At 64.7% G+C, this 24893-nt stretch carries 20 protein-coding genes, 1 other RNA gene and 1 pseudogene; 17 read left to right on the top strand and 5 right to left on the bottom strand.

The features are described 5' to 3' along the window. The first annotated feature begins 87 nt into the window (after positions 1 to 87). From BG61_RS23555 to BG61_RS23565, 3 genes are all read left to right on the top strand, one after another. Entirely contained in the window at positions 88 to 1161 is a 1074-nt protein-coding gene (locus BG61_RS23555) for a substrate-binding domain-containing protein (protein ID WP_035931119.1), read from the top strand. A 181-nt stretch (positions 1162 to 1342) separates the two neighbouring features. Continuing rightward, a complete protein-coding gene (locus BG61_RS23560; protein ID WP_035931123.1) occupies positions 1343 to 1609 on the top strand; it encodes a hypothetical protein in 267 nt (88 codons plus the stop codon). Between the two features lie 417 nt (positions 1610 to 2026). Beyond that, the gene (locus BG61_RS23565; protein ID WP_035931124.1) at positions 2027 to 3103 is read left to right on the top strand and encodes a glycosyltransferase family 4 protein; all 1077 of its coding nucleotides are present in this window, start codon (positions 2027 to 2029) and stop codon (positions 3101 to 3103) included. Positions 3104 to 3146: 43 nt separating this feature from the next. Here the strand turns inward: BG61_RS23565 and BG61_RS23570 are convergent, their stop codons facing one another. The 5 genes from BG61_RS23570 to ompA all read right to left on the bottom strand — a co-directional run bounded on the left by BG61_RS23570 (position 3147) and on the right by ompA (position 8503). Continuing rightward, positions 3147 to 5555 (bottom strand): FG-GAP-like repeat-containing protein, encoded by a 2409-nt coding sequence (locus BG61_RS23570; protein ID WP_051672751.1) that lies wholly within the window; start codon positions 5553 to 5555, stop codon positions 3147 to 3149. Between the two features lie 226 nt (positions 5556 to 5781). Further along, positions 5782 to 6151: a transfer-messenger RNA gene (ssrA, locus tag BG61_RS39720) on the bottom strand. Positions 6152 to 6227: 76 nt separating this feature from the next. Then, positions 6228 to 6944, bottom strand: coding sequence for a phosphoglycolate phosphatase (gene gph / locus BG61_RS23575; RefSeq protein WP_035931195.1), 717 nt, complete (start codon positions 6942 to 6944; stop codon positions 6228 to 6230). 43 nt (positions 6945 to 6987) lie between these two features. Further along, entirely contained in the window at positions 6988 to 7686 is a 699-nt protein-coding gene (ubiG, locus tag BG61_RS23580; RefSeq protein WP_035931126.1) for a bifunctional 2-polyprenyl-6-hydroxyphenol methylase/3-demethylubiquinol 3-O-methyltransferase UbiG, read from the bottom strand. Positions 7687 to 7846: 160 nt separating this feature from the next. Then, positions 7847 to 8503: an outer membrane protein OmpA gene (gene ompA / locus BG61_RS23585; protein WP_035931128.1), complete on the bottom strand. Its 657-nt coding sequence runs from the start codon at positions 8501 to 8503 to the stop codon at positions 7847 to 7849. Between the two features lie 630 nt (positions 8504 to 9133). Here ompA and gyrA point away from each other — a divergent pair. The 14 genes and pseudogenes from gyrA (at position 9134) to rfaE1 (ending at position 24890) form a co-directional block, all read left to right on the top strand. Then, entirely contained in the window at positions 9134 to 11779 is a 2646-nt protein-coding gene (gyrA, locus tag BG61_RS23590) for a DNA gyrase subunit A (protein WP_035931129.1), read from the top strand. 173 nt (positions 11780 to 11952) lie between these two features. Next, positions 11953 to 12567, top strand: coding sequence for a DUF2059 domain-containing protein (locus BG61_RS23595; protein ID WP_035931196.1), 615 nt, complete (start codon positions 11953 to 11955; stop codon positions 12565 to 12567). A gap of 149 nt (positions 12568 to 12716) precedes the next feature. Continuing rightward, positions 12717 to 13799: a 3-phosphoserine/phosphohydroxythreonine transaminase gene (gene serC / locus BG61_RS23600; protein WP_035931130.1), complete on the top strand. Its 1083-nt coding sequence runs from the start codon at positions 12717 to 12719 to the stop codon at positions 13797 to 13799. 71 nt (positions 13800 to 13870) lie between these two features. Then, positions 13871 to 14953 carry a prephenate dehydratase gene (gene pheA, locus BG61_RS23605; RefSeq protein ID WP_035931131.1) on the top strand — a complete coding sequence of 361 codons (1083 nt, stop codon included), beginning with the start codon at positions 13871 to 13873 and terminating at the stop codon, positions 14951 to 14953. Positions 14954 to 14987: 34 nt separating this feature from the next. Beyond that, positions 14988 to 15137 (top strand): annotated as a pseudogene (locus BG61_RS42115) (histidinol-phosphate transaminase); the annotation flags it as partial. A gap of 112 nt (positions 15138 to 15249) precedes the next feature. Continuing rightward, positions 15250 to 16185 (top strand): prephenate dehydrogenase, encoded by a 936-nt coding sequence (locus BG61_RS23610; RefSeq protein WP_035931133.1) that lies wholly within the window; start codon positions 15250 to 15252, stop codon positions 16183 to 16185. A gap of 45 nt (positions 16186 to 16230) precedes the next feature. After that, positions 16231 to 17535: a 3-phosphoshikimate 1-carboxyvinyltransferase gene (gene aroA / locus BG61_RS23615; RefSeq protein WP_035931135.1), complete on the top strand. Its 1305-nt coding sequence runs from the start codon at positions 16231 to 16233 to the stop codon at positions 17533 to 17535. A gap of 46 nt (positions 17536 to 17581) precedes the next feature. Beyond that, the gene (gene cmk / locus BG61_RS23620) at positions 17582 to 18262 is read left to right on the top strand and encodes a (d)CMP kinase (protein WP_035931137.1); all 681 of its coding nucleotides are present in this window, start codon (positions 17582 to 17584) and stop codon (positions 18260 to 18262) included. Positions 18263 to 18415: 153 nt separating this feature from the next. After that, positions 18416 to 20149 (top strand): 30S ribosomal protein S1, encoded by a 1734-nt coding sequence (gene rpsA, locus BG61_RS23625; RefSeq protein WP_174479741.1) that lies wholly within the window; start codon positions 18416 to 18418, stop codon positions 20147 to 20149. 22 nt (positions 20150 to 20171) lie between these two features. Beyond that, complete coding sequence (locus BG61_RS23630) at positions 20172 to 20498, top strand: integration host factor subunit beta (RefSeq protein WP_035931140.1); 327 nt, start codon at positions 20172 to 20174, stop codon at positions 20496 to 20498. 408 nt (positions 20499 to 20906) lie between these two features. After that, positions 20907 to 21200 (top strand): LapA family protein, encoded by a 294-nt coding sequence (locus tag BG61_RS23635; protein WP_035931142.1) that lies wholly within the window; start codon positions 20907 to 20909, stop codon positions 21198 to 21200. Between the two features lie 62 nt (positions 21201 to 21262). Then, complete coding sequence (lapB, locus tag BG61_RS23640) at positions 21263 to 22432, top strand: lipopolysaccharide assembly protein LapB (protein ID WP_035931144.1); 1170 nt, start codon at positions 21263 to 21265, stop codon at positions 22430 to 22432. A gap of 99 nt (positions 22433 to 22531) precedes the next feature. Then, entirely contained in the window at positions 22532 to 23947 is a 1416-nt protein-coding gene (locus BG61_RS23645; protein WP_035931146.1) for a UDP-glucose dehydrogenase family protein, read from the top strand. Then, entirely contained in the window at positions 23901 to 24890 is a 990-nt protein-coding gene (rfaE1, locus tag BG61_RS23650; protein WP_051672752.1) for a D-glycero-beta-D-manno-heptose-7-phosphate kinase, read from the top strand. The genes BG61_RS23645 and rfaE1 overlap by 47 nt, the downstream gene beginning before the upstream one ends. Positions 24891 to 24893 lie beyond the last annotated feature (3 nt).

Consider the following 24893-nt stretch of genomic DNA (forward strand, 5'->3'; position numbering starts at 1 on the left):
TTTCAGTCTTATAATGCATCGCACCGAGCCGATGAAGTGAACAATAGGCGTCGTGATATATCTTGGCAATAGGAAGCGAGATTGCATATGGTCGATATCGAATGCCGGGCCGAACTCGTGTTGCGCGACGTCGACGGCCGGGAAACCAGTCTCAGCGCGGTTGTGCCGCTTTTGCTGCTCGTTTCACAGACAGGCAGCATCGCCAATGCCGCGTCGGCTAAGGGTTTGTCCTATCGCCACGCATGGGGCCTGCTGCGCGAAATCGAGGCCCGGCTGGGCGGCGCGCTGATCACCAAATCACGCGGACGCGGGTCCGTTCTGTCCGAACTCGGCGAGTCGGTGCTGCGTGCGCAGCGTATCTGCGGCGAGCGGCTCGAATCGCCGCTGCAGGCGGTCGCGAGCGAAGTGGCGGGAGAACTGAACCGGCGCCTCGCCCGCGATGCCGCGCACGTGCGCATTCACGCGTCGCACGGTTACGCGGTCGCTGCGCTCGTGCGTGCGCTCGCCGCGCATCACATCCCCGTCGACATCAAGTATCGCGAAAGCGCCGAAGCCGTGATCGCGCTCTCGCGCGGCGAATGCGAGCTTGCGGGTTTTCACCTGCCGCTTGGCGAGTTTCGCGCCATCTGCGCGCAGACCTACGGGCCGTATCTGGACCCGGACAAGCATCAACTGATCCACCTCACGCGACGCACGCAGGGCCTCTTCGTGCCGAAGGGCAACCCGAAGGGCATCGAGGGGCTGCACGATCTCTCGCGCGCCGACGTGCGCTTCGTGAACCGGCAGCCCGGCTCGGGCACGCGCATGCTGCTGGATCTGTCGCTGCGCGCCATCGGCGTCGATCCGGACCAGATCAACGGCTATGCGACGAGCGAGCTCACGCATTCGGCGATCGCCGCGTTCGTCGCGAGCGGCATGGCCGATCTCGGCTTCGGCGTGCAGCCCGCGGCGCAGCATTTCACGCTCGACTTCATCCCGGTGATCGACGAGGACTATTTCTTCGCATGCGAGCGGGCACGGCTCGACGAGGCGCGCTTGGGCGGCGTGCTGGAGATTCTGCGCAGCAGGGCGTTCAAGGACAGCGTCGCGCATCTGGAAGGCTACGATCCGGCGCTGTGCGGAACGCTGGTGGACGTCGAAGCGGGGCTGGGCGCGGGCTAAGGCGCCGTTGCGCCCGGGGCAGGATGCAAAGCGGCGGCAAAACCGGGCGGCAAAAATGCGCGCTGAAAATGAACGGTAAAATAAGACTGCCTGTATCGGCTGCCGGTTGCCCCGAATTACGTTAACCTACCGCCTTGCCTTTCACGTTCTACGCGCAGCTCATTTCGCGCCCCATTTCGCCATGAAACTTCCACTGCTTGCTACAGCATCGGCCGCGCTCGTCGCCGGCGCGATCTATCTCATTCCCGTTGCGTTTGCCCAGAATTCGCCGGGCATGCCGGGCGGCATCCTGCAGGACCAGTTTCGCCTGAACGAGCACCCGCAACTGCAGTTCGCGGCGTCGGACCCGGGCGACAAGTATCAGCAGGGAACGTCACCCGCGCGCCGCCGCGCCGATAACGGCGACTCGACGGGCTGCAACCTGAAGTGCCCGAAAAACGCGCAGTAACGTTTCACGCCTCATGGCGCCGGGTCGCGCTCACGAGCACCGACCCGGCCGCATCAGCCTTATCCTTCCGAAAGCCGCCCCGGCGCGGCACTCTCATGGGCGCGTTGTGCGCCGCAATAGCGTTCAGTGCGGTGCCGAACATCCGCCGTCGACAAACTCCCCAGCGACCGAAAAATACTACGAGATGGCGGGCGTTTGGTATGAAGGCAGGAGTAACTTGATAGTGCGTGCATTGATCAGGTTATCGATGACAAGCGGCTCTGTCGTTCCATAAGCAAAACAACGAGGAAGCGTGTCGGTTGCTTCGGCCATTCGCAATTCACGCGGGCGGCTGTCGGCAACATGGAAGCGCGGCGTCGAGCCCGGCGGCCCTGCCGCCGCAAGCCGACGCTTCGGAATTGCAGAGGAAAGGCGCACATGCGAATTCTCCAGGTCATCCTGGCTCCCCGCCTGTCGGGGGCCGAAGTGCTCGCGAAGGGCGTCGCGATCGGGCACCAGCGCGCAGGACACGGCGTATGCATCGCGTCGCTCCTGCCCGAGCATCGCGATTTCGAGCACATCAGCGCGGAGCTTCGCGCGCATGGCGTGATGTGTCTCTTTCCGGCGCGCAGCTACCGCAAGATCGGGCGCCTGCTGTTTCTCTACAACGCAATCCGTACGTTCCGGCCCGACATCATCTTCGCGCATGCGACCATCCCCGCGCTCTACGTGCGCGCGCTGCCGACGCGCGTGCCGATCGTCTGGGTGATGCATTCGGGCGCCAACGACTTTTCGAACGTTGCGCTGCTGCGCGCCGAGCGCCTGTTGTCGGGGCGCGCGAAGGCGGTGATCGGCGTGTCGCAGAAGAATATCGACGACTACGTGAAGGAGATCGGCCTGCATCCGTCGATGAGCGTCGTGCCGAACGGCGTCGACATCTCGCGCTTCACCGACGACGATGCCCCCGCGCCGCAGCCGCCTCACAGGCAGATCGTGCAGGTCGGCCGCTATATTCCGGAGAAGAATCATCTGCAGACGGTGCAGGCGTTCGCGCGCGTCGCCCGCGCCGATCCGGACGCGCGCCTCTTTCTGTGCGGCGTGATCGAGAATCTCGCGTATCACGCGGCGGTCGTCGATCTGGTCGCGCGGCTCGGGCTGAAGGAGCGCGTCGTGATCGACGGTCCGCAATCGAACGTCGCGCAGATTCTGCGTGCATCGACCGTCTTCGCGATGCCTTCGAGCTTCGAGGCGCACAGCATCGGCTTTCTCGAAGCGCTGGCCTCGGGCATTCCCGTGGTGGCGAACGCGATTGCTTCGTTCGGCTTCGCCGCAGGCTTTCCGGGCGTGCGGCTGCTCGATACCGGCGACGCCGACGCCTACGGTCACGCGTTGCTGGAGTCCCTCGCGCAGCCGCGCGCCACCCGGCCGCTCGCGGGGTTCACGCTGCAGAGCACCGCTGACCGGTATCTCGCCATCGCACGCGAGGTGCTGAAGTTGCGCGTGGGGCTGAGTTGAGGCCGGCGCTTGCTGCCACGCTTCCTTCCGCGCTTGCCCGGGGTCACTGCGCGAGCACTTCGAGCCAGAGCGCTTCGGAGAAAAGTCCCGGCAGGTCCCCCCAGATCTGCACCGCGCCGAGCCGCGACGGGCTGTCGAAGACGTAGCCCGACAGGCTCGGCGCGCCACCCGTGAAGTAGAAGTCCCCGAGCGGTGCATTGGCGCGCCTGAAGAGCATCAGCGTCGGGCGATCGTCGCGGCGCACGAGCGCGGGGAGCGTGTCGGCGTAGGACGTGCCGGCGAGCGTCGCGACGCGTATCGCGGCACCGGCCGACTTGCCGCCCTGAATCGTCCACACGTCGATTCCCGCGCTCTCGCCGCGCGGCTGGAGCACGACGAGATCGTCGATGCCGTCGCTGTGCAGGTCGCCCGCCGTCACCTTGACGAACGCGCGCTGAAACTGCGGATAGACAGCGGGCGGTCCGGCGATCGAGAACGCGCTGCCGGTGTTCGCGAGCGGCACGACGGCGAGCGCGCCGTTCGCGCCGTCGATGGCAAAGAGCCCCGGGCGCGCCGAGCCCGCGGCCCGCGCCGCCAGAAAGCGCGCGCCCGCGCCAAGCGAGGGCGCCTGCAGCCACAGCGCGGGCGGGTTGCCGCCCGTGTCGCGCGCGCTCAGCACCCAGAGGTTCAGGCCGTGGCCGTCGCGCTTTTGCGCGAGCATCACGTCGGCGCGGCCGTCGCCGTCGAAGTCCGCGGCGACGTATTGCTGCGTGGCGGCGGGCGTCCACGCGGACGTCGTCTGATACCAGAGGCGCGGCGCCTCGAAGCGCGTGCCGCTGCTCTTCAGCAGCCAGAATGCGGTGCCGCCGTTGCGAGGCGCGATCACCATGAGATCGGCGAGGCCGTCGCCGTCGAAGTCGGCGACGAGAAAGCGCGCGCTGTCGAAGCACAGCGTGTCGGCCCGGCAGGTGGGCGAGGGCGCATGGGGATCGAAGGGGACGGCGTTGAGGTACCAGGGCGCGGCATTCTCGAAGCGCGACATTGCCGCGACCCACACGTTGAATCCCGGGCCGTCCTTGCGCCGCTGCACATAGACTGCGCTGTCGCGGCCCTCGCCCTTCACGTCGCCGTAAAGGGCGCCTTGCTGCCGCGCGTCGGTCCATTGCGATTCGGGCGATATCGCCCAGCGATACTCTGCGGTGAGCCGCGAGCAGCCTGCAATCGATACCGCGCCGTCCTTCGCGCCGAGGCAGTGGCCAAGCGGCGTGTAGACGAGGCCGAAGTCCCACGGCGTCCAGCGTTGCGCCGCATCCGCGCCGCGGCATGCTTCCTCGACGAGACCGCCGTCCCGTTCGGCGACGCACAGCCGCGTTGCCGCGTCGACGAGCTGCGCGGCGTTCTTGTCGCCGGGCGTCGCGTCGAGCGGCTGCCAGATCCAGTCCTGCGCGGCGGAGCCGGAACACGCCGCCAGGCGCGGGCTCCTGCCCGCGCTGCCGCCCGAGGCGAGACACTGGCTCGAATGTTCGTTGACGAGCCTGGTCGCGCGCGGCCGGAAGGCGGGGCCGGCATCGCTCGCGCGCGCGGTCTGTGCGTAGCGCCGCGCGATCCAGTTGCCGTCCCACTGATACTCGCCGAAGACGTGGCCGGCGTCGCCGCCGTCGATCGCGAAATAGCTGCCGACGGCGTCGCGTTTTCTGAGCGTCTCGGCGGCGCTCAGGTTCTTCGGCAGGCTGGCGGCCGGGTAGGTGAGGTGATAGGCGATGGGCAGATCCCTGCCGAGGCTTTGCGCCACGACGCGCGTGATGCGCGCCGCATAGATGTGGTCCGGATGCTCGATGAACGGCACGGTGTCGGGATTGAGCGTGTAGATCTCGGTGGCCGGCGTGAGGATCGCGCGCAGCGTGGCGGCGAGCGACGCGCGGTCGTAGCGCGTGGCGCCCGTGCCGTCGGCGTTCATCGGATAGGTGGCGAGCGTCTCGCCACGGTCCCACAGCAGGCCGAGCGGGACTTTTCCGCCGCGTACCGCGCCGCCGGGAAGCCGCAGTTCCAGCAGCCTGACGCGCGGCTGATGCTTCAGCACCAGTGCGTGGACAGGCTTGCCGGCGAACGTGACCGTCGATTCCGTCCACTCGTTGGCGACGCCCGCGATGCGCGAATAGGCGAGCCGGGTGCCCGTTTCACGCAGCAGCACGTAGTCGAATTTCGCCCCGTTCGCGCCGCCGATCAGATGCACGGTCGTGATGCACCACCCCGCGTCGAGCTTTTCGCTGATGCCGGGGTCGACGAACAGGAGGTCGTCGTCGAGATGGGCGACGACCGTCACGAGCGTGCCCGCGCGGCAGTTGGCGGCGGTGTCGGCAGCGGTACCGGCGGCGTACGCGGGGTGCGGTGCGAGTGCGAGCGCGAACGAAAGTGCGACGGTCAGCGGGACCGTCAGGCGGGCCGCGATCGACCTCCACTTGCCAGTGCGCATGGTTCCTCCCGGCGACGCTCGTTCAGGCGGGAAAAACGGCAAGCATGCCGCGCGGCGGCGCGTCGGTCGGTGGCCGGGCGAACATGTATGAAGTTTCTCCGGAGCGCGCGCGGCTGTCGATCGGGAAAGGCGGCAAGAGGGAAATAAAAGGGGCAATAAAAAACCCCGCGCAGCAATGGCTGCGCGGGGTTCAGCTGAAGCGGCACTGCCGCTGTCAGTCGTGTTTTGGTGGAGGCGGCGGGAATCGAACCCGCGTCCAGTAGCGCTCTACGACCAGTTCTACATACTTAGTTCTGTCTTTTGATTTAGCCGCAACGACGCGGACGAACACGCTTCGTTACAGCGATTCACTAAATTTTCGACCCTGGCGTCGTGACGCCACCAGGACTTAACTGACGTATATGACCTCTGTCGGTATTGCTACCGGTCTTGCGACACTAGCCCGTCAGTGAACTAGGCAGAGGACGGCGGCCCTTAGGCTGCCAGTGCGAACGTATCGTCGTTTGCAGTTACGTTTTTCCCATTGATTAACGAGGTGACGGGTCCTCGGTATGCCCTGGCCGCTTCGCAACCCCTGTCGAAACCAGGTCGCCCCCAAGCGAACGTAAATTATCCCACAGAAGCCGATGTGAAGCGAACCGGCTTCTGTTTCAAGCCCGCATTGCCGAAAATTCAGGCGATGTCGCGCAGCAGGTGCATCAGTTCCACCGGCGAATCCACGACATGATTGGCATGCCAGCGCCGCGGCGGGATGTCGTCGCCGCAGTAGCCGTAGGCCGCCGCGACCGTGATCATGCCGGCCGCGAACCCCGCCTGCACGTCGCGCAGGTCATCGCCCACGTAGACGATGCGCTCCGGTGCCACGTCGAGCAGGTCGGCCGCGTGCAGGAGCGGCGCGGGATGCGGCTTCGAATGCGGCGTGGTGTCCCCGCAGACCAGGCAGCCGGCACGCGCGTCGAGCCCGAGCAGCGCGACGAGCGGCTCGGCGAGGCGCGTCACCTTGTTCGTGACGATGCCCCAGCGCACGCCGCGGGCGTCGAGCTGGTCGAGCAGTGCGTCGATGCCGGGAAAGAGCGTCGTCTCGATGCACAGATCCGCTTCGTAGTTGGCGAGAAATTCCTCGCGCATCGACGCAAAGTCGTGATGCTCCGGTCCGATTTCGAACGCGCCGCCAAGCAAACCGCGCGCGCCCGCGGACGCGAATGGCCGCAGGCGTTCGAGCGGCCGCATCTCGAGACCGCGGTCGTGACGCATCTTGTTGACGGCGGCGACGAGGTCCGGTGCCGTATCCGCGATGGTGCCGTCGAGGTCGAACAGAACCGCCTGACACAGTCCGAGCGAGTTGCGGTCGGCTTCGCGCTGGGGCAGCGGGGTCGGGTCGTCGTTCATCAATACCGGCTTGTCTTCGCCTGAATAGTCGTGGTTCATGGGGTCACGCTTCGCGGCGGCAGGCCATCAGGTAATTGATGCTCGTATCGTTCGAGAGCGCGAAATGCTTGCTGAGCGGGCGATAGGTGATGCCCTTGATGTCGACCGCGAGCAGGTCGGCGGCGCGCGCGAAACCGGCCAGTTCCGACGGCTTGATGAAGCGCGCGTAGTCGTGCGTGCCGCGCGGCAGCATCCGGGCGATATATTCGGCGCCGATCACCGCGAAAAGATACGCCTTGGGGTTGCGGTTGAGCGTCGAAAAGAAGACCCAGCCGCCCGGCTTCACGAGCGACGCGCACGCCGCGACGATGCCCGCCGGATTCGGCACGTGCTCGAGCATCTCCATGCACGTCACGACGTCGTAGGTGCCCGACTCGCGCGCCGCGAGCGCTTCTGCGGCGATTTCCTCGTACTCGACTTCGATCCCGCTTTCGAGGCTGTGCAGGTCCGCCACGCCGAGCGCGCTTGTCGCGAGATCGATGCCTTTGACCTTCGCGCCGCGCGCGGCCATCGATTCGGACAGGATCCCGCCGCCGCAGCCGATGTCGAGGACGCGCTTGCCCATCAGGTGCGCGTGAGCGTCGATCCAGTCGAGCCGCACGGGGTTCAGTTCGTGCAGCGGCTTGAACTCGGCGTTCGGGTCCCACCAGCGATGCGCGAGCTCGCTGAATTTCTGCAGTTCGTGGGGATCGACGTTCGTCATGATGAAAAGGACCTTCCTGAAGTCGTGAATCGATTAGCCCCGAGTATATAGGCGGCGCAAGGGGCGGGCAAAAGCGGGCGCGCCGCGCGGCGGCGCGAATCGGACGCGCATAAAAAAACCCCCGCCGAGGCGGGGGTTTGATCCTGCGGCGATCCGACGCTTACTGCTGCGGCTGACGCGAGGTACCGACAACTTCGACTTCCACGCGACGATCCGGTGCGAGGCAGGCGATGAGTTGCTTGCGGTTCTTCTGGTTGCAACCGGTCGTGACCGGGTTGCGCTTGCCCTTGCCTTCCGTATAGATACGGTTGGATTCGATGCCCTTGCTGACCAGGTATGCCTTGACAGCTTGTGCACGACGCAGCGACAGGCGATCGTTGTACTTGTCCGAACCAATGCGGTCGGTGTAGCCGGTAGCGACCACGACTTCCAGGTTCAGGCTGCCGATCTTCGATGCAAGATCGTCCAACTTTTCTTTACCAGCCGGCTTCAGGACTGCCTTGTCGAAGTCGAACAGAGCGTCAGCTTGGTAGGTAACCTTTTGGCTCACGATTGCCGGCGGCGGAGCGACAGGAGCCGGCGGTTGAGGAGCCTGGGCGACCAGCGCGCCATCGCACTTTGCGTTGGCCGTGGCCGGCGTCCAGAACGCATCGCGCCAGCAAAGCTCGTTCGTGCCGTTCATCCACACGTATTCGCCCGTGCCGTTCACCCAGTTGTCGTTCACGGCTTGTCGCGATGCCGGCACCGACTGTGCCGAAGCCGATGCAGCCATAACTGCGGTAGCTGCAATGAACGCGAGCTTTGAAAGTTTATTCATATTTCTCCTCTCGAAATTGAGATTACCGCAGGTTTACTGCGAGCCTGTTGACGAAGACAAGTCATACATTGCTCGAAGTATAACATTACCGCGGAACATAACGCGCTGTGTAGACTTCGAGCAGTGTCTAACTTTGTGCGTTGGCATTTTGCCATATCGTTCCCTTGCAACGATAAAAATATCCCCGGCCCCTGCGCGGCCGCAACCTTATGTGGTGCATGCGCAACAAGAAAGGGACAGGAAGCGAACAGGGCTCGGCAGCGGGCGAAGCATGCGCATATAGCGTGCCACGACCGCGCCTTTTAATGCATTTTCGCCCGCCGATTTTCGTAGGGACTTAACGAGCGAGGCGGCATGATAGCCCGTTCAGATGACGAATTCACGCGCGGTCTTGCAGCATTTTGTAAGTTCCCCTCGAAAGGAATTACCGGTTTTGACGCACGCAACTGCGCTGATTCGATGCGCTCTCTATGTATACGCAGCCCGTCCGGGGCCAGATGCCGCGCATGTTAGAATCGCGTGATGCGCTGCGTTCGCAGCGTCGTTGCGAAACGACAGTGAAAAACGGTCGCAAAGCCGTCAGAACGGCCTCGCCGCCGCGCCGTCGCCGCACAGTTCAAGACACGGATAATGGATCAATTCGCCAAAGAGACTCTGCCAATCTCCCTCGAGGAGGAAATGCGCCGTTCGTATCTCGATTACGCGATGAGCGTGATCGTGGGCCGGGCGCTCCCCGATGTCCGCGATGGCCTGAAGCCGGTGCACCGGCGCGCGCTGTATTCGATGCACGAGCTGAACAACGACTGGAATCGCGCCTACAAGAAGTCGGCGCGTATCGTCGGCGACGTGATCGGTAAATACCACCCGCACGGCGACGCCTCTGTATACGAAACCATCGTGCGCATGGCCCAGCCGTTCTCGCTGCGCTACATGCTGGTGGACGGGCAGGGCAATTTCGGTTCGGTCGACGGCGACAACGCCGCCGCGATGCGATACACCGAAATCCGCATGGCGAAGATCGGCCACGAGCTGCTCGCCGACATCGACAAGGAAACGGTCGACTTCGGCCCGAACTACGACGGCAGCGAAAGCGAGCCGCTCGTTCTCCCCGCCCGAATCCCCAATCTCCTGATCAATGGCTCGGCCGGCATCGCGGTCGGCATGGCGACCAACATTCCGCCGCACAACCTGCGCGAAATCGTCGACGCGTGCATGCACCTGCTGAACAACCCGGAGTCGAGCGTCGACGAACTCATCGAAATCGTGCCCGCGCCCGATTTCCCGACGGCCGGCATCATCTACGGCGTCGCCGGCGTGCGCGACGGCTATCGCACGGGGCGCGGCCGCGTCGTGATGCGCGCGACCACGCACTTCGAGGAGATCGACCGCGGCCAGCGCATGGCGATCATCGTCGACGAGATTCCGTATCAGGTGAACAAGCGCACGCTGCTTGAGCGCATCGCCGAGCTCGTCAACGAAAAGAAGATCGAGGGCATCTCCGACATTCGCGACGAATCCGACAAGAGCGGCATGCGCGTCGTGATCGAGCTGAAGCGCGGCGAAGTGCCCGAAGTCATTCTGAACAATCTATACAAACAGACGCAGCTTCAGGACACCTTCGGCATGAACATGGTCGCGCTCGTCGACGGCCAGCCCAAGTTGTTGAATCTGAAGGAAATGCTGGAGTGTTTCCTGTCGCATCGGCGGGAAGTGCTCACGCGGCGCACTGTATACGAACTGCGCAAGGCGCGTGACCGCGGCCACATCCTGGAAGGTCTGGCCGTCGCGCTCGCCAATATCGACGACTTCATCGCGATCATCAAGGCCGCTCCCACGCCGCCGATCGCGAAGCAGGAGCTGATGAACCGCTCGTGGGATTCGTCGCTCGTGCGCGAAATGCTCACGCGCACGGAGAGGGAAGCGGCGGGCGGGCGCATCGCGTACCGGCCCGAAGGGCTCAACCCGGCGTACGGGCTGCAGGAAGACGGTCTATATAGGTTGTCCGATATCCAGGCGCAGGAAATCCTGCAAATGCGCCTGCAACGCCTGACGGGGCTCGAACAGGACAAGATCGTCGGCGAATACCGCGAGGTGATGGCGCAGATCGCCGACCTGCTCGACATTCTCGCGCGCCCGGAACGGATTCGTCAGATCATTGTCGACGAGCTGGGCCAGATCCGCAGCGAATTCGGCGACGACCGTCGTTCGCGCATCGAACTGAACGCCACCGAGCTGAACACCGAAGACCTCATCACGCCGCAGGAAATGGTCGTGACGATGTCGCACACCGGCTACGTGAAGTCGCAGCCGCTGTCCGAGTACCGCGCGCAAAAGCGCGGCGGGCGCGGCAAGCAGGCCACGCAGATGAAGGAAGACGACTGGATCGACACGCTCTTCATCGCGAACACGCACGATCACATGCTGTGCTTCTCGAACCGCGGCCGCGTCTACTGGGTCAAGGTGTACGAGGTGCCGCAGGGCTCGCGCAACTCGCGCGGCCGGCCGATCGTCAACATGTTCCCGCTGCAGGAAGGCGAGAAGATCAACGTCGTGCTGCCGATCAAGGAATTCTCGGCCGACAAGTACGTGTTCATGGCAACGTCGCTCGGCACCGTCAAGAAGACGCCGCTCGAAGCCTTCAGCCGGCCGTTGCGCAAGGGCATCATCGCAGTCGGCCTGGACGAGGGCGACTACCTGATCGGCGCGGCGATCACCGACGGCGAACACGACGTCATGCTCTTCTCCGACTCCGGCAAGGCCGTGCGTTTCGACGAGAACGACGTCCGCGCGATGGGCCGCGAGGCGCGCGGCGTGCGCGGCATGCAACTCGAAGACGGCCAGCAGGTCATTGCGCTGCTCGTCGCGGGCGGAGAGAACCAGTCTGTGCTCACCGCCACGGAGAACGGCTACGGCAAGCGCACGCCGATCAACGAGTACACGCGGCACGGGCGCGGCACGAAGGGCATGATCGCGATCCAGACTTCCGAGCGCAACGGCCGAGTGGTCGCCGCGACGCTCGTCGAGCCGGAAAGCGAGATCATGCTGATCACCAATTCCGGCGTCCTGATTCGCACCCGTGTTTCCGAGATACGCGAGATGGGGCGTGCAACCCAAGGTGTTACACTCATCAGTCTTGACGAGGGAACGAAGCTCTCGGGACTGCAGCATATCGCCGAGGCGGAAGCCGAGGCCGACCTCGACGCTGACGAAGGCGAAAGCCTCCCGGGCGACGAGAACGGTGGCGCGAAGGACGACGGCAACGTTGGTGAAACGTAAGCCGCGTGTGTCGCGTGTCACTCGTGTTCTGCTTTTGAAAGCCTGAATGGATTAAGCTGCGCGACCTGGGCTTTGCGGCCCGGGCTTCGCTCGATGAACGACGACCGAAGCCCGGGCCACGCTCCACGGCGCTTCGCGTGGCTAAAAATGGATACTTTTTAAAGGGAGTAATGATGCAAAAACGATTCAAACAGTTGATGTTGCTGGCTGCTTTCGTGCCGACCTTCGCGATGGCGCAGTCGCTCCAGAACCAGGCGCCGAACCAGGCAGCGGCTCCCGCTGCTGCTGCGGCGGCGCCGGTGGACGCGGCAAAGCAGGCTGCAATCAACGACCTGCTGAACGCAATCGACGCGCAAAAGCTCGTCGGCGCGATCGGCAACAGCGCGCAAATGCAGTCGAAGCAGCTCGTGCCGGCGATCCTTTCGGACGCCCTGAGCGAAAACAAGTCGCTCAACGACAAGCAGAAGCAGGCCGCCGTGCCGTCGCTGCAGAAGAACGCGGTGCCGAAGCTGGTGGACTCCGCGGGCCAGGTGTTCGCAACGGACTCGTTCCGCCAGGACGCGATGAAGGCTCAGTTCGACGCCTACGCAAAGTACTACACCACGGATGAAATCAAGGACCTGACGGCGTTTTACAAGAGCCCGACGGGCCGCAAGTTCATCCAGGTTCAGGACCAGGTCGGCCGCGACGTCGTGAACGGCCTGATGCAGAAGTACATGCCGCAGGCAATCAAGGCGACGCGCACGCAAGCCGACAAGGAAGTGGCCGACGTCAAGCCGGGCAAGTAAGGCCGCCGCCCGCCGGTGAATTGGCGGGTTTTCAGGACGGTGCGATAATGGCTGTTTGCGCGCGAGCGCAAACAGCCATTTCTTTTTCAGGCGCGGTTCGCAGCACGAGTTCTTCCTTCCCGCTGCGCCTGGCCATTCGGGGTTTCTAGATGCGCGTGTTCAATTTCTCCGCCGGTCCTGCGGCGATGCCCGAAGAAGTGCTGCGCCAGGCGGCCGACGAAATGCTCGACTGGAACGGCAGCGGCATGAGCGTGATGGAAATGAGCCATCGCGGCCCCGAGTTCATGTCGATCCACGAAGCCGCGCTCACCGATCTGCGCGAGTTGCTGAAAGTGCCGGCGTCGCATCGCATCCTGTTCCTGCAGGGCGGCGGCATCGGCGAAAACGCGATCGTGCCGATGAACATGCTCGGCACGCGCAAGACCGCTGATTTCATCGTGACGGGCTCGTGGTCGCAGAAGTCGTTCAAGGAAGCGCACAAGTACGGCACCCCGCACATCGCCGCGAACGGCAAGACCGAGCAGGGCTTCACGCACGTGCCGCGCATCGCGGAGTGGCATCTTTCCGACGACCCCGCCTACGTCCACCTCTGCACGAACGAGACGATCGACGGTGTCGAGACCTTCGAGATTCCCGATCTGGGCGACATCCCGCTCGTCGCCGACGCCTCCTCGCACATCCTGTCGCGCCCGATGGACATCGCCAAGTACGGCGTGCTGTTCGGCGGCGCGCAGAAGAACATCGGCATGGCGGGCGTCACGCTCGTGATCGTGCGCGAGGACCTGCTCGACCGCGCGCTGTCGATTTGCCCGTCGGCGTTCGAATGGAAGACCGTCGCCGAGAACAACTCGATGTACAACACGCCGCCGACCTACGCGATCTACATCGCGGGCCTCGTCTTCAAATGGCTGAAGAAGGAAGGCGGCCTGGACGCGATCGAGGCGCGCAACGTCGAGAAGGCGAAGCTGCTCTACGACACCATCGACGCAAGCGATTTCTACGTGAACAAGGTGGACCGCCAGTCGCGTTCGCGCATGAACGTGCCGTTCTTCCTCGCCGACGAATCGCGCAACGCCGATTTCCTGGCCGGCGCGAAAGCGCGCGGGCTGCTGCAACTGAAGGGCCACAAGTCCGTCGGCGGCATGCGGGCATCGATCTACAACGCGGTGCCGCTCGAGGGCGTCAAGGCGCTCGTCGAATACATGAAGGAATTCGAGCAGACGCGCGCGTAGGAACGCGCGCCGCCTGCAATCCGCATAATCCGCACACTGATTCTGCCGCTCAACAGCCCGGCAAGCCACGCATGGACGACGATCTCAATTCAAGACTCAAACCGCTGCGCGAACGCATCGACGTGATCGACGCGCAGCTCATCGCGCTTCTGAACCAGCGTGCCGCGGTGGCGCTGGAAGTCGGCGAGGTGAAGAAGCACTTCAACGCGCCGGTGTTTCGTCCCGAGCGCGAAATGCAGGTGATCCAGCGCCTTCAGGACATGAGCAACGGGCCGCTCGCGCACGATCACATCAGCGCGATCTGGCGCGAGATCATGGCCGCGAGCCGCGCGCTCGAACAGACGCTGCGCGCGGCCTTTCTCGGCCCGGTCGGCACCTACAGCGAGCAGGCGATGTTCGAGTACTTCGGACACTCGATCGAAGGCCTGCCGTGTCCGTCGATCGACGAAGTGTTTCGCTCGGTCGAGGCAGGCGCGGCCGAATTCGGCGTCGTGCCGGTGGAGAACTCGGCGGAAGGCGCGGTTTCGCGCACGCTGGACCTGCTCCTGCAGACGTCGCTCACCATCGGCGGCGAACTCGCGCTGCCGATTCATCACAATCTGCTGACGGCATCCGGCACGCTCGACGGCGTGACGCGCGTGTGCGCGCACCCGCAGGCGCTCGCGCAGTGCCAGCGGTGGCTCACCGCCAATGCGCCGCACCTCGAACGGCAGGCGGTATCGAGCAACGCAGAGGCCGCGCGCATGGCGGTCGGCGACCCGGGCATCGCAGCGATTGCCGGCGACCGCGCCGCGACGCACTACGGCCTCGGCATCGTCTTTTCGCTGATTCAGGACGATCCGCACAACCGCACCCGCTTCGTGATGATCGGCAAGGAGCCGACCGGTGCGAGCGGCTACGACCAGACGTCGCTGATCGTGTCGGTGGCGAACGAGCCGGGCGCGATGTTCAAGCTGCTGGAGCCGCTGGCGAAGCACAGCGTCTCGATGACGCGGTTCGAATCGCGCCCGGCGCGCGTCGGCACGTGGGAGTACTACTTCTACATCGACATCGAAGGCCACCGCGACGACCCGGCCGTGGCCGCGGCGCTCTCGGAACTGGGGAAGAAGGCGGCGTTCCTGAAGATCCTCGGCTCCTACCCGCGCGCCCGCTAATGACGTATCCCCGCTGAATCGACTGGAGAAGAACATGACCTCGCCATTCGGGCCGCCGCATGTGCTCGCGATCGTGCCTTGTGTCGCAGGGCGGCCGGTTTCGGAAGTGGCCCGCGAGTACGGGCTCGACGAAGCAGCCATCGTGAAGCTCGCGTCGAACGACAACCTGCCCGGCGTGCCGCAGTGACTGCGCGTCACGGCCGGCTTGCCGGCGGAAAACGAAGCCTTCGTCGCAGCGTTCGAAAAAACGCTCGCGACTGTCTGAACCCCGCGCGCCGCAACGCGCGTTTCTAGCGATGTTCCCCGTGGCCCCGTTCACATTCAACAAACTGGTTATTTTCGGCGTCGGCCTGATCGGCGGATCGCTTGCACGCGCGCTGCGCGAGCGCGCTTCGCTGTCGGGCGAAGTGGCGGGCGTCGGGCGCTCGCCGAAGTCGGTCGAGCGGGCGCTCGAGCTCGGCGTGATCGACTCGGCCGCCTCGCTCGACGACGACCGCGCGCTTGCCGCCGCCCTGCGCGGCGCCGATGTCGTCCTGCTCGCCGCGCCGGTCGCGCAGACGCAGCCGCTCCTCGAACGCATCGCGCCGTTTCTCGAAGCGCAAACCATCGTCACCGATGCCGGCAGCACCAAGAGCGACGTCGTCGCGGCGGCGCGCGCGGCGCTCGGAGGCCGTGTCGCGCAATTCGTGCCCGGTCATCCGATCGCGGGGCGCGAGTCGAGCGGCGTCGATGCCGCGCTGCCCGATCTGTATGTCAAGCGCAACGTCGTGCTGTGTCCGCTTGCCGAAAACCCGCCGCAAGCCGTCGAGCGCGTCGCGGCGATGTGGCAGGCGGCCGGCGCCATCGTGAGCCGGATGAACGAAGAGCAGCACGATCGCGTGCTCGCGTCGGTGAGCCACCTGCCGCATGTGCTGTCGTTCGCGCTCGTCGAGCAGATTCTCGAATCGCCCGACGCCGCGCTGAAATTCTCCTTCGCCGCCGGCGGATTCCGGGATTTCACGCGGATCGCGGCGTCGAGCCCGGAGATGTGGCGCGACGTGTGCGTCGCGAACCGCGCGGCGCTGCTGGCGGAACTCGATGCCTACACGGCCGTGCTCGCGCGGTTTCGCGCGGCCATCGACGCCTCGGACGGCGCCGCGCTGGAAGAAGCGTTCGCGCGCTCGCGCGTTGCGCGCACCGAATGGCAGGAGCGCGGCGCGAAGAAGCCCGCCGACGACTTTCCCGCGAAATAAGCCGCGCAACAATTCGCGACATAATCCGCGAAACAAGGACTCAATATGGAACATCTCGATCTCGGCCCCTTTTCGCGTGCGTCCGGCACCGTCCGGCTGCCCGGCTCGAAGAGCATTTCGAACCGCGTGCTGCTGCTCGCGGCGCTCGCTGCGGGCGAAACCACGATCACCAACCTGCTCGATTCCGACGACACGCGCGTGATGCTCGCCGCACTCGACACGCTCGGCGTGGCGATTCGCCAGGACGGCGGGCGATGCGTCGTGACGGGCACGGGCGGCGCGTTTCCGTCGAAGGCGGCGGAGCTGTTTCTCGGCAACGCCGGCACGGCGGTGCGCCCGCTCACGGCGGCGCTCGCGGTCAACGGCGGCGAGTATCGCGTGCACGGCGTGCCGCGCATGCACGAGCGGCCGATCGGAGACCTCGTCGACGGGTTGCGGCAGATCGGCGCGCGCATCGACTATGAACTGAACGAAGGCTTTCCGCCGCTCGCGATCCACCCGGCGCAGGTTGCCGTCGACAAGCCGATCCGCGTGCGCGGCGACGTGTCGAGCCAGTTCCTGACGGCGCTTCTCATGACGCTGCCGCTCGTTGGCTCGGCGAGCGGTGCGATCACGGTCGAAGTCGAGGGCGAGCTGATTTCGAAGCCCTACATCGACATCACGATCCGCCTGATGGAGCGCTTCGGCGTGAGCGTCGAGCGCGACGGCTGGGCGCGCTTCACCGTGCCGGCGGGCGCGCAGTACCGGTCGCCGGGCACGATCATGGTGGAAGGCGATGCTTCGTCGGCGTCGTATTTTCTCGCGGCTGGCGCGATCGGCGGCGGGCCGCTGCGCGTGGAGGGCGTCGGGCGCGCGAGCATCCAGGGTGACGTCGGTTTCGCCGACGCGCTCGTGCGCATGGGCGCCAACGTGATGATGGGCGACGACTGGATCGAGGTGCGCGGCGTCGAATCCGACGACGGCCGCCTTGCCGCCATCGACATGGATTTCAACCTGATTCCGGATGCCGCGATGACGATCGCGGTCGCGGCGCTCTTCGCCGACGGCAAGACCACGCTGCGCAACATCGCGAGCTGGCGCGTGAAGGAAACCGACCGCATCGCGGCGATGGCGACCGAGCTGCGCAAGGTCGGCGCGACGGTGGAAGAGGGCGCGGACTATCTCGTCGTCACGCCGCCCGGCGCGCTCGTGCCGAACGCCGCGATCGACACCTACGACGATCACCGCATGGCGATGTGCTTCTCGCTCGTGAGCCTCGGGGGCGTGCCCGTGCGGATCAACGACCCGAAGTGCGTCGGCAAGACGTTCCCTGACTACTTCGACCGCTTCGCCATGCTGGCGCGGCCGTGACGCAGCAGAAAAAATGACTGTAATAGCGCCAGAACGGCCATATTCAATGAAACCGACCCGACCTTTTCATCAGACCCCAGTAATCACCATCGACGGGCCGACGGCGTCGGGCAAGGGCACCGTCGCCGCGCTGGTGGCCGCCACGCTCGGTTTCCATCTGCTCGACAGCGGTGCGCTCTATCGCCTCACCGCGCTCGCGAGCATGCGCTACCACGTCGATCCGGCGGACGAAAAAGCGCTTGCAAAGCTGGTCGGCGCGCTCCATATCACGTTTCGCGAAGGTTGCGCGCAGCTCGACGGCGTGGATGTGTCGGCGGAAATCCGCGCCGAGGAAGTCGGCAACCGGGCGTCCGCCATTGCGGTTCATCCCGAAGTTCGGAAAGCACTCATTGCCCGCCAGCGGGCGTTCCGCAAGGTTCCGGGGCTCGTTGCCGACGGCCGCGACATGGGCACCGTGATCTTTCCGGACGCGACGCTCAAGGTGTTCCTGACCGCGAGCGACGAAGCGCGCGCGGCCAGACGGTATAAGCAATTGATACAAAAAGGTTTTTCTGCTAATATGGAAGACTTGCTAAGAGATTTGCGTGAACGCGATGCCCGCGATACCAGTCGGGCAGCCGCGCCACTCAAGCCCGCGGCAGACGCGAAGACGCTGGACTCCTCCGGCTTATCCATCGACCAGGCGGTTGATCAGATCATCGGGTGGTTCAACGAAGTTCGTGTTTAGTGTTGTAATCTGGAAGTAAGGCCGGCGCGATGTGGCTGGCTCGCAAGGTGCTCCGCGAGAACGTGGGGCGTGTTTCAACCCTTTAACCCCGCATGGCTTTCGCTCTTTTTGCCATTCACCCGTGATCCGGCGGGCCGGCATCGCGAAACGGCCGTGCAAATATCGATTTTTATGTCCGACCTGCAAACCTCCACCCCGAATACCGAATCTTTTGCGGCTCTGTTCGAAGAGTCGCTGACCAAGCAGGACATGCGCGCCGGCGAAGTGATCTCTGCCGAAGTCGTGCGTGTCGACCACAACTTCGTGGTCGTCAACGCTGGTCTCAAGTCCGAAGCCTACATTCCGCTCGAAGAATTCCTGAATGACGCGGGCGAGGTCGAAGTGCAGGCGGGCGACTTTGTTTCCGTCGCGATCGACGCGCTGGAAAACGGGTACGGCGACACGATCCTGTCGCGTGACAAGGCGAAGCGCCTCGCTTCGTGGCTGTCGCTGGAAAAGGCTCTCGACAACAACGAACTCGTGACCGGCACGATCACGGGCAAGGTCAAGGGCGGCATGACCGTCATGGTCAACGGCATCCGCGCGTTCCTGCCGGGCTCGCTCGTCGACACGCGTCCCGTCAAGGACACGACGCCGTACGAAGGCAAGACCCTCGAATTCCGCGTGATCAAGCTCGACCGCAAGCGCAATAACGTCGTGCTGTCGCGCCGTGCCGTGATCGAAGCCACGCAAGGCGAAGAGCGCGCAAAGCTGCTCGAGACGCTGAAGGAAGGCGCGATCGTGGAAGGCGTGGTCAAGAACATCACCGACTACGGCGCGTTCGTGGACCTCGGCGGTATCGACGGCCTGCTGCACATCACCGACATCGCATGGCGCCGCGTGCGTCACCCGAGCGAAGTGCTGTCCGTCGGCCAGGAAGTCACCGCGAAGATCCTCAAGTTCGACCAGGAAAAGAACCGCGTCTCGCTCGGCATCAAGCAGCTCGGCGACGATCCGTGGGAAGGCATTTCCCGCCGCTACCCGTCGGGCACGCGCCTGTTCGGCAAGGTCACGAACATCACCGACTACGGCGCGTTCGTCGAAGTGGAATCGGGCATCGAAGGCCTCGTCCACGTGTCGGAAATGGACTGGACAAACAAGAACGTTGCACCGTCGAAGGTCGTGCAGCTGGGCGACGAAGTCGAAGTCATGGTTCTCGAAATCGACGAAGACCGCCGCCGTATCAGCCTCGGCATGAAGCAGTGCAAGCCGAACCCGTGGGACGACTTCAGCCGCAACTTCAAGAAGGGCGACAAGATCAGCGGCGCCATCAAGTCGATCACCGACTTCGGCGTGTTCATCGGTCTGCCTGGCGGCATCGACGGCCTGGTTCACCTCTCGGACCTGTCGTGGAGCGAAACCGGCGAGGAAGCCGTTCGCAAGTACAAGAAGGGCGACGAAGTCGAAGCCGTGGTTCTGGGCATCGACGTCGAGAAGGAGCGTATTTCGCTCGGCATCAAGCAGCTCGAAGGCGACCCGTTCAGCAACTTTGTCGCGATCAACGACAAGGGCGCGATCGTCGACGGTACGGTGAAGTCGGTGGACGCGAAGGGTGCGGTCATCACGCTGACGGCTGACGTCGAAGGCTACCTGCGCGCGTCGGAAATCGCTCAGGACCGTGTCGAAGACGCTCGCAACGTGCTGAAGGAAGGCGACAAGGTCAATGCGATGATCATCAACATCGACCGCAAGTCGCGCGGCATCAACCTGTCGATCAAGGCCAAGGATTCGGCCGAGCAACAGGAAGCGATTCGCGGTCTGGCAGCATCGGACTCGAACGCCGCCGCTACCGGCACGACCAACCTCGGCGCGCTGCTCAAGGCCAAGCTCGACGGCCAGAACAGCTAAGCCTTAACGGTACTGCTGCAGTATGACCAAATCGGAATTGGTCGCCCAACTGGCGTCGCGATTTCCGCAGCTTGTTCTGAAAGATGCGGATTTCGCGGTGAAGACGATGCTCGATGCGATGTCGGAGGCCTTGGCCAACGGCCATCGCATCGAAATTCGCGGCTTCGGCAGCTTCGGGCTCAACCGTCGACCGTCGCGCGTCGGGCGCAATCCGAAGTCGGGCGAAAAGGTGCTGGTGCCGGAGAAATTCGTGCCGCACTTCAAGCCTGGCAAGGAATTGCGCGAACGCGTCGACGGCCGCGCAGGCGAGCCGATGAAGGCGTCGAACGACGAAGACGACGATCTCTGATCGGCGCCCCAAGCGTTCGAGGCGAAAGCCGCAGCGTCGTGCCACGAAGGCAATGACCGGAAAAAGCACCCCCAGGGGTGCTTTTTTTTTCGCCTGCGCTCGGGTTGCCCGCCGCGGCGCAGTGGCCCGCGCCCGGCATGGGTGCGGCGCTTGCTGGCAAAGTCACGGGGCGCCGTTTCGATGCTGCGATCCGGGCGGGTTTCGTCGATAGGGCGGCGGCTTTGGCGGATCCCTCCGCGTCGCACGGTGCGAACATCCCGCCGACAGTCTTACCGCTCGCAACCCGTTGCACTGCCGGCGATACGCATCAATTACAATACCGGTCACTTTCGGCCCGGGTGACGGCGGCGCGGCCTGGCGCCTGCAAGCCATCCGGCGTCGTTCGCAACCGTCGTCGAGAGACATCCCATGAAATTTATCGTCTGGCTGATCCGCGTCCTGGTTTTCGTGCTGCTGCTGGTGCTGGCGCTCGCCAACACGCAGACGACGACGCTCAACTTCCTCGCCGGCTATTTCTGGCAGGCGCCGCTGATCCTGATCGGCCTCGCGTTTTTCGTCGTGGGTCTCCTGGCGGGGCTGGTCTCGGCGTTACCCGCGATGTTCCGTCTGCGGATGGAAAACGGGCGTCTGAAGCGCGAATTGCGCGTCGCGCGCGAGGCGCCCGTCGCGGTGCAGGAACCCCCGATGCCTCCGCTCATCTGACGGGGCGCCGGCCGGCGCATGCCTGACGCCGCCGGCCTCCATATGACTCTTCGACTATTCGCATGGATCTAGACTTCTGGTGGCTGCTGGTCATCCCCGTCGCGTTTGCACTCGGCTGGATCGCGTCCCGCTATGACCTGAAAACGCTGCTGTCCGAGAACGCGAATCTGCCGCGCTCGTATTTTCGCGGCCTCAACTTCCTCCTCAACGAGCAGCACGACAAGGCCATCGACGCCTTCATCGAAGTCGCGAAGCTCGATCCCGAAACCATCGAACTGCACTTCGCGCTCGGCAACCTGTTTCGGCGGCGCGGCGAGACCGATCGCGCGATCCGGGTGCATCAGAATCTCCTGAGCCGCGCCGATCTGCCGGTTGCCGAGCGCGACCACGCGCTCTTCGAGCTCGGACAGGACTTCCTGAAGGCGGGCCTGCTCGACCGCGCGGAGGAGACGTTCCGCTCGCTCGAGGCCGGCGAGTACGCGCTCGGCGCACAGCGCGCGCTCTTGACCATTTACGAGATCGAGAAGGACTGGCCGAAGTCGATTGCGACGGCCGAACGCATCGAGAAGATGGGCGCGCCGTCGCTCAACAAGGAAATCGCCCATTTTCATTGCGAACTCGCGCAGGAAGCATTGCAGCGCAAGAACCCCGACGAGGCGCGGGCCGAACTGAAGCTCGCGCTCGCGGCGAACCCGGAGAACGTGCGTGCGACGATCCTCGTCGGCGATGTCGACGCGGCCGCCGGCACGCTCGAAGCCGCGATTGTCTGCTGGAAGCGTGTCGAGACGCAGAACGCGGCATATCTGCCGCTCGTCGCCGAGAAGCTGATGAACGCGCTCAGCGCGCTCGGCCGCGCGTCCGAGGGTGTCGATCTGCTGATCGACTACGCGAGCCGCTATCCGTCCAACGATCTGCTCGATGTGGCGTTCAAGCATGCCGCGGAGCTTCGCGGACTCGAAGCCGCCCATGCGCTCGCGCGCCAGCAGATGCAGGCCGCACCGAATCTCGCGGGCATGACGCGCCTGCTCGAAGCGCAGGAGGCCACTGCGGACGAACCGCGTCGCGGCGAATTGCAACTGATGCGCGCGCTCGTCAAGCAGCGGACCAAGAACCTGCCCCGCTACACGTGTCAAACTTGTGGTTTCCGCGCACGTCTTTTCTACTGGCAGTGTCCCGGCTGCAGCGGCTGGGAAACGTACGCACCGCGTCGCGTCGAGCCCATTACCGGCTAGCCGGCTTCGAGGTGGGCCTGCGCCCGACGCACGCGAACGGCTTCGAACGGTCGTGATCGTCTGGCATCAACCGGCATCTACAGAACAACCGGAAAGCGTATGAAAATTACCATCGTCGGCACGGGTTACGTCGGTCTCGTGACCGGCGCGTGTCTCGCCGAAATCGGCAACGACGTGTTTTGCGTGGACGTCGATCCGCGCAAGATCGAGATTCTCAACAACGGCGGCGTGCCGATCCACGAGCCGGGCCTTCAGGAAATGCTGAGGCGCACCCGCGCGGCCGGCCGCATCCAGTTTTCCACCGACGTGAAGGCGAGCGTCGAGCATGGCGAGATCCAGTTCATCGCGGTCGGCACGCCGCCGGACGAGGACGGCTCCGCCGACCTGCAATACGTGCTCGCGGCGGCGCGCAACATCGGGCGCTATTCGAACGGCTTCAAGGTGATCGTCGACAAGTCGACGGTGCCGGTCGGCACGGCGCTCCAGGTGCGAAGCGTCGTGGAGGAAGAGTTGCGCGCGCGCGGGCTCGATGCCGCGGGCAAGCATGGCTTCTCCGTCGTGTCGAATCCCGAGTTTCTGAAGGAAGGCGCGGCCGTGGACGACTTCATGCGCCCCGATCGCATCGTGATCGGACTCGACGACGACGCCGCCGGCCGCATCGCGCGCGAAAAGATGAAGCGGCTCTACACGCCGTTCAACCGCAATCACGAGCGCACGCTCTACATGGACGTGCGTTCGGCGGAATTCACGAAGTACGCGGCCAACGCGATGCTCGCCACGCGCATTTCGTTCATGAACGACCTGTCGAACCTGGCGGACACGATTGGCGCAGACATCGAAGCGGTGCGTCGCGGGATCGGCTCCGATCCGCGCATCGGCTACGACTTCCTGTATGCGGGCTGCGGCTACGGTGGCTCGTGCTTTCCGAAGGACGTGCAGGCGCTCATCCAGACGGCGCGCGAGAACGGCCATCGCCTGCGGATCCTGGAATCGGTCGAGGAGGTCAACGACGCGCAGAAGGAAGTGCTCGTCGAGAAGATCACGAGGCGCATGGGCGAAGACCTGCGCGGGCGCACGTTCGCGGTCTGGGGCCTCGCGTTCAAGCCCAACACGGACGACATGCGCGAGGCGTCGAGCCGCCGCGTGATCGAGGCGCTGCTCGAGCGTGGCGCGACCGTTCGCGCGTACGATCCGGTGGCGCTCGACGAAGCCCGGCGCGTGTTCGCACTCGATCTCGCCGAGCGGCCCGAGGACATGAAGCGGCTCTCCTTCGTGCGCACGCAGAAGGACGCGCTGCCCGGCGCGGATGCGCTCGTGATCGTCACCGAGTGGAAGGAATTCAAGAGCCCCGATTTCAGCCATCTCAGGAGCGAACTGAAGATGCCGGTCGTCTTTGATGGCCGCAATCTGTACGAACCCGAAGCGATGGCGGAACTCGGCATCGACTATTACGCGATAGGACGTCCCCATGTCGAATTCGACGACGCTGCCGCCGGCAACGCATCTGCCAAATAAGCAAGCGCCCATTCCCGTCGTGCCGCGCGCGCGCATCACGGCCGCGCGCGTGCTGGTGGTCGGCGATGTGATGCTCGACCGTTACTGGTTCGGCGACGTGAACCGCATCTCGCCGGAAGCGCCCGTGCCGGTCGTGCACGTGCAGCGCAAGGAAGACCGCCTCGGCGGCGCGGCGAACGTCGCGCGCAATGCGGCCGCGCTCGGCGCGCAGGCAGGCCTGCTGTGCGTGGTGGGGCATGACGAGCCGGGCGAGCGCGTGGTCGAACTGCTCGGCGAGAGCAAGGTCGCGGCGCACCTCGAGCGCGACCCCGAACTCCTTACCACGATCAAGCTGCGCGTGCTGTCGCGCCAGCAGCAACTGCTGCGCGTCGATTTCGAGAACACGCCGACGCACGAAGTGCTGCACGCGTGCCTTGCGCGGTTCGCCGACCTGCTGCCGCAGCACGACGTGATCCTGATGTCCGACTACGCGAAGGGCGGCCTCACGCACGTGACGCAGATGATCGCGGACGCGAGGCGTGCGGGCAAGCCGGTGCTGGTCGATCCGAAGGGTGACGACTGGGACCGCTATCGCGGCGCCACGCTGATCACGCCGAACCGCGCTGAATTGCGCGAAGTGGTCGGGCACTGGAAGTCGGAGGAGGACCTGCACGAGCGTGTCGCGAAGCTGCGCGCCGAGCTCGATTTCGATGCGTTGCTGCTCACGCGCTCGGAGGAGGGCATGACGCTCTTCACCGACAACCGCGTGCTCCACACCTCGGCCGACGCACGCGAAGTGTATGATGTTTCGGGCGCGGGCGACACGGTCATCGCAACCGTCGCGACCATGCTGGGCGCGGGTGTGCCGCTCGTCGACTCGATCGTCTACGCCAACCGGGCGGCGGGAATCGTCGTCGGGAAACTGGGCACGGCGACCGTCGACTACAACGAACTTTTCGCTTGAAAT

The sequence above is a fragment of the Caballeronia glathei genome (assembly GCF_000698595.1).
Taxonomy (GTDB): Bacteria; Pseudomonadota; Gammaproteobacteria; order Burkholderiales; family Burkholderiaceae; genus Caballeronia; species Caballeronia glathei.

Coding starts and splice junctions, on each gene's coding strand:
- BG61_RS23610 (WP_035931133.1), top strand. CDS start 15,250: ATGTTCCCCGTGGCCCCGTTCACATTCAACAAACTGGTTATTTTCGGC.
- gyrA (WP_035931129.1), top strand. CDS start 9,134: ATGGATCAATTCGCCAAAGAGACTCTGCCAATCTCCCTCGAGGAGGAA.
- serC (WP_035931130.1), top strand. CDS start 12,717: ATGCGCGTGTTCAATTTCTCCGCCGGTCCTGCGGCGATGCCCGAAGAA.
- BG61_RS23635 (WP_035931142.1), top strand. CDS start 20,907: ATGAAATTTATCGTCTGGCTGATCCGCGTCCTGGTTTTCGTGCTGCTG.
- ubiG (WP_035931126.1), bottom strand. CDS start 7,686: ATGACGAACGTCGATCCCCACGAACTGCAGAAATTCAGCGAGCTCGCG.
- BG61_RS23560 (WP_035931123.1), top strand. CDS start 1,343: ATGAAACTTCCACTGCTTGCTACAGCATCGGCCGCGCTCGTCGCCGGC.
- cmk (WP_035931137.1), top strand. CDS start 17,582: ATGAAACCGACCCGACCTTTTCATCAGACCCCAGTAATCACCATCGAC.
- BG61_RS23595 (WP_035931196.1), top strand. CDS start 11,953: ATGCAAAAACGATTCAAACAGTTGATGTTGCTGGCTGCTTTCGTGCCG.
- rfaE1 (WP_051672752.1), top strand. CDS start 23,901: ATGTCGAATTCGACGACGCTGCCGCCGGCAACGCATCTGCCAAATAAG.
- BG61_RS23555 (WP_035931119.1), top strand. CDS start 88: ATGGTCGATATCGAATGCCGGGCCGAACTCGTGTTGCGCGACGTCGAC.
- pheA (WP_035931131.1), top strand. CDS start 13,871: ATGGACGACGATCTCAATTCAAGACTCAAACCGCTGCGCGAACGCATC.
- BG61_RS23645 (WP_035931146.1), top strand. CDS start 22,532: ATGAAAATTACCATCGTCGGCACGGGTTACGTCGGTCTCGTGACCGGC.
- lapB (WP_035931144.1), top strand. CDS start 21,263: ATGGATCTAGACTTCTGGTGGCTGCTGGTCATCCCCGTCGCGTTTGCA.
- aroA (WP_035931135.1), top strand. CDS start 16,231: ATGGAACATCTCGATCTCGGCCCCTTTTCGCGTGCGTCCGGCACCGTC.
- BG61_RS23570 (WP_051672751.1), bottom strand. CDS start 5,555: ATGCGCACTGGCAAGTGGAGGTCGATCGCGGCCCGCCTGACGGTCCCG.
- ompA (WP_035931128.1), bottom strand. CDS start 8,503: ATGAATAAACTTTCAAAGCTCGCGTTCATTGCAGCTACCGCAGTTATG.
- gph (WP_035931195.1), bottom strand. CDS start 6,944: ATGAACGACGACCCGACCCCGCTGCCCCAGCGCGAAGCCGACCGCAAC.
- BG61_RS23565 (WP_035931124.1), top strand. CDS start 2,027: ATGCGAATTCTCCAGGTCATCCTGGCTCCCCGCCTGTCGGGGGCCGAA.
- BG61_RS23630 (WP_035931140.1), top strand. CDS start 20,172: ATGACCAAATCGGAATTGGTCGCCCAACTGGCGTCGCGATTTCCGCAG.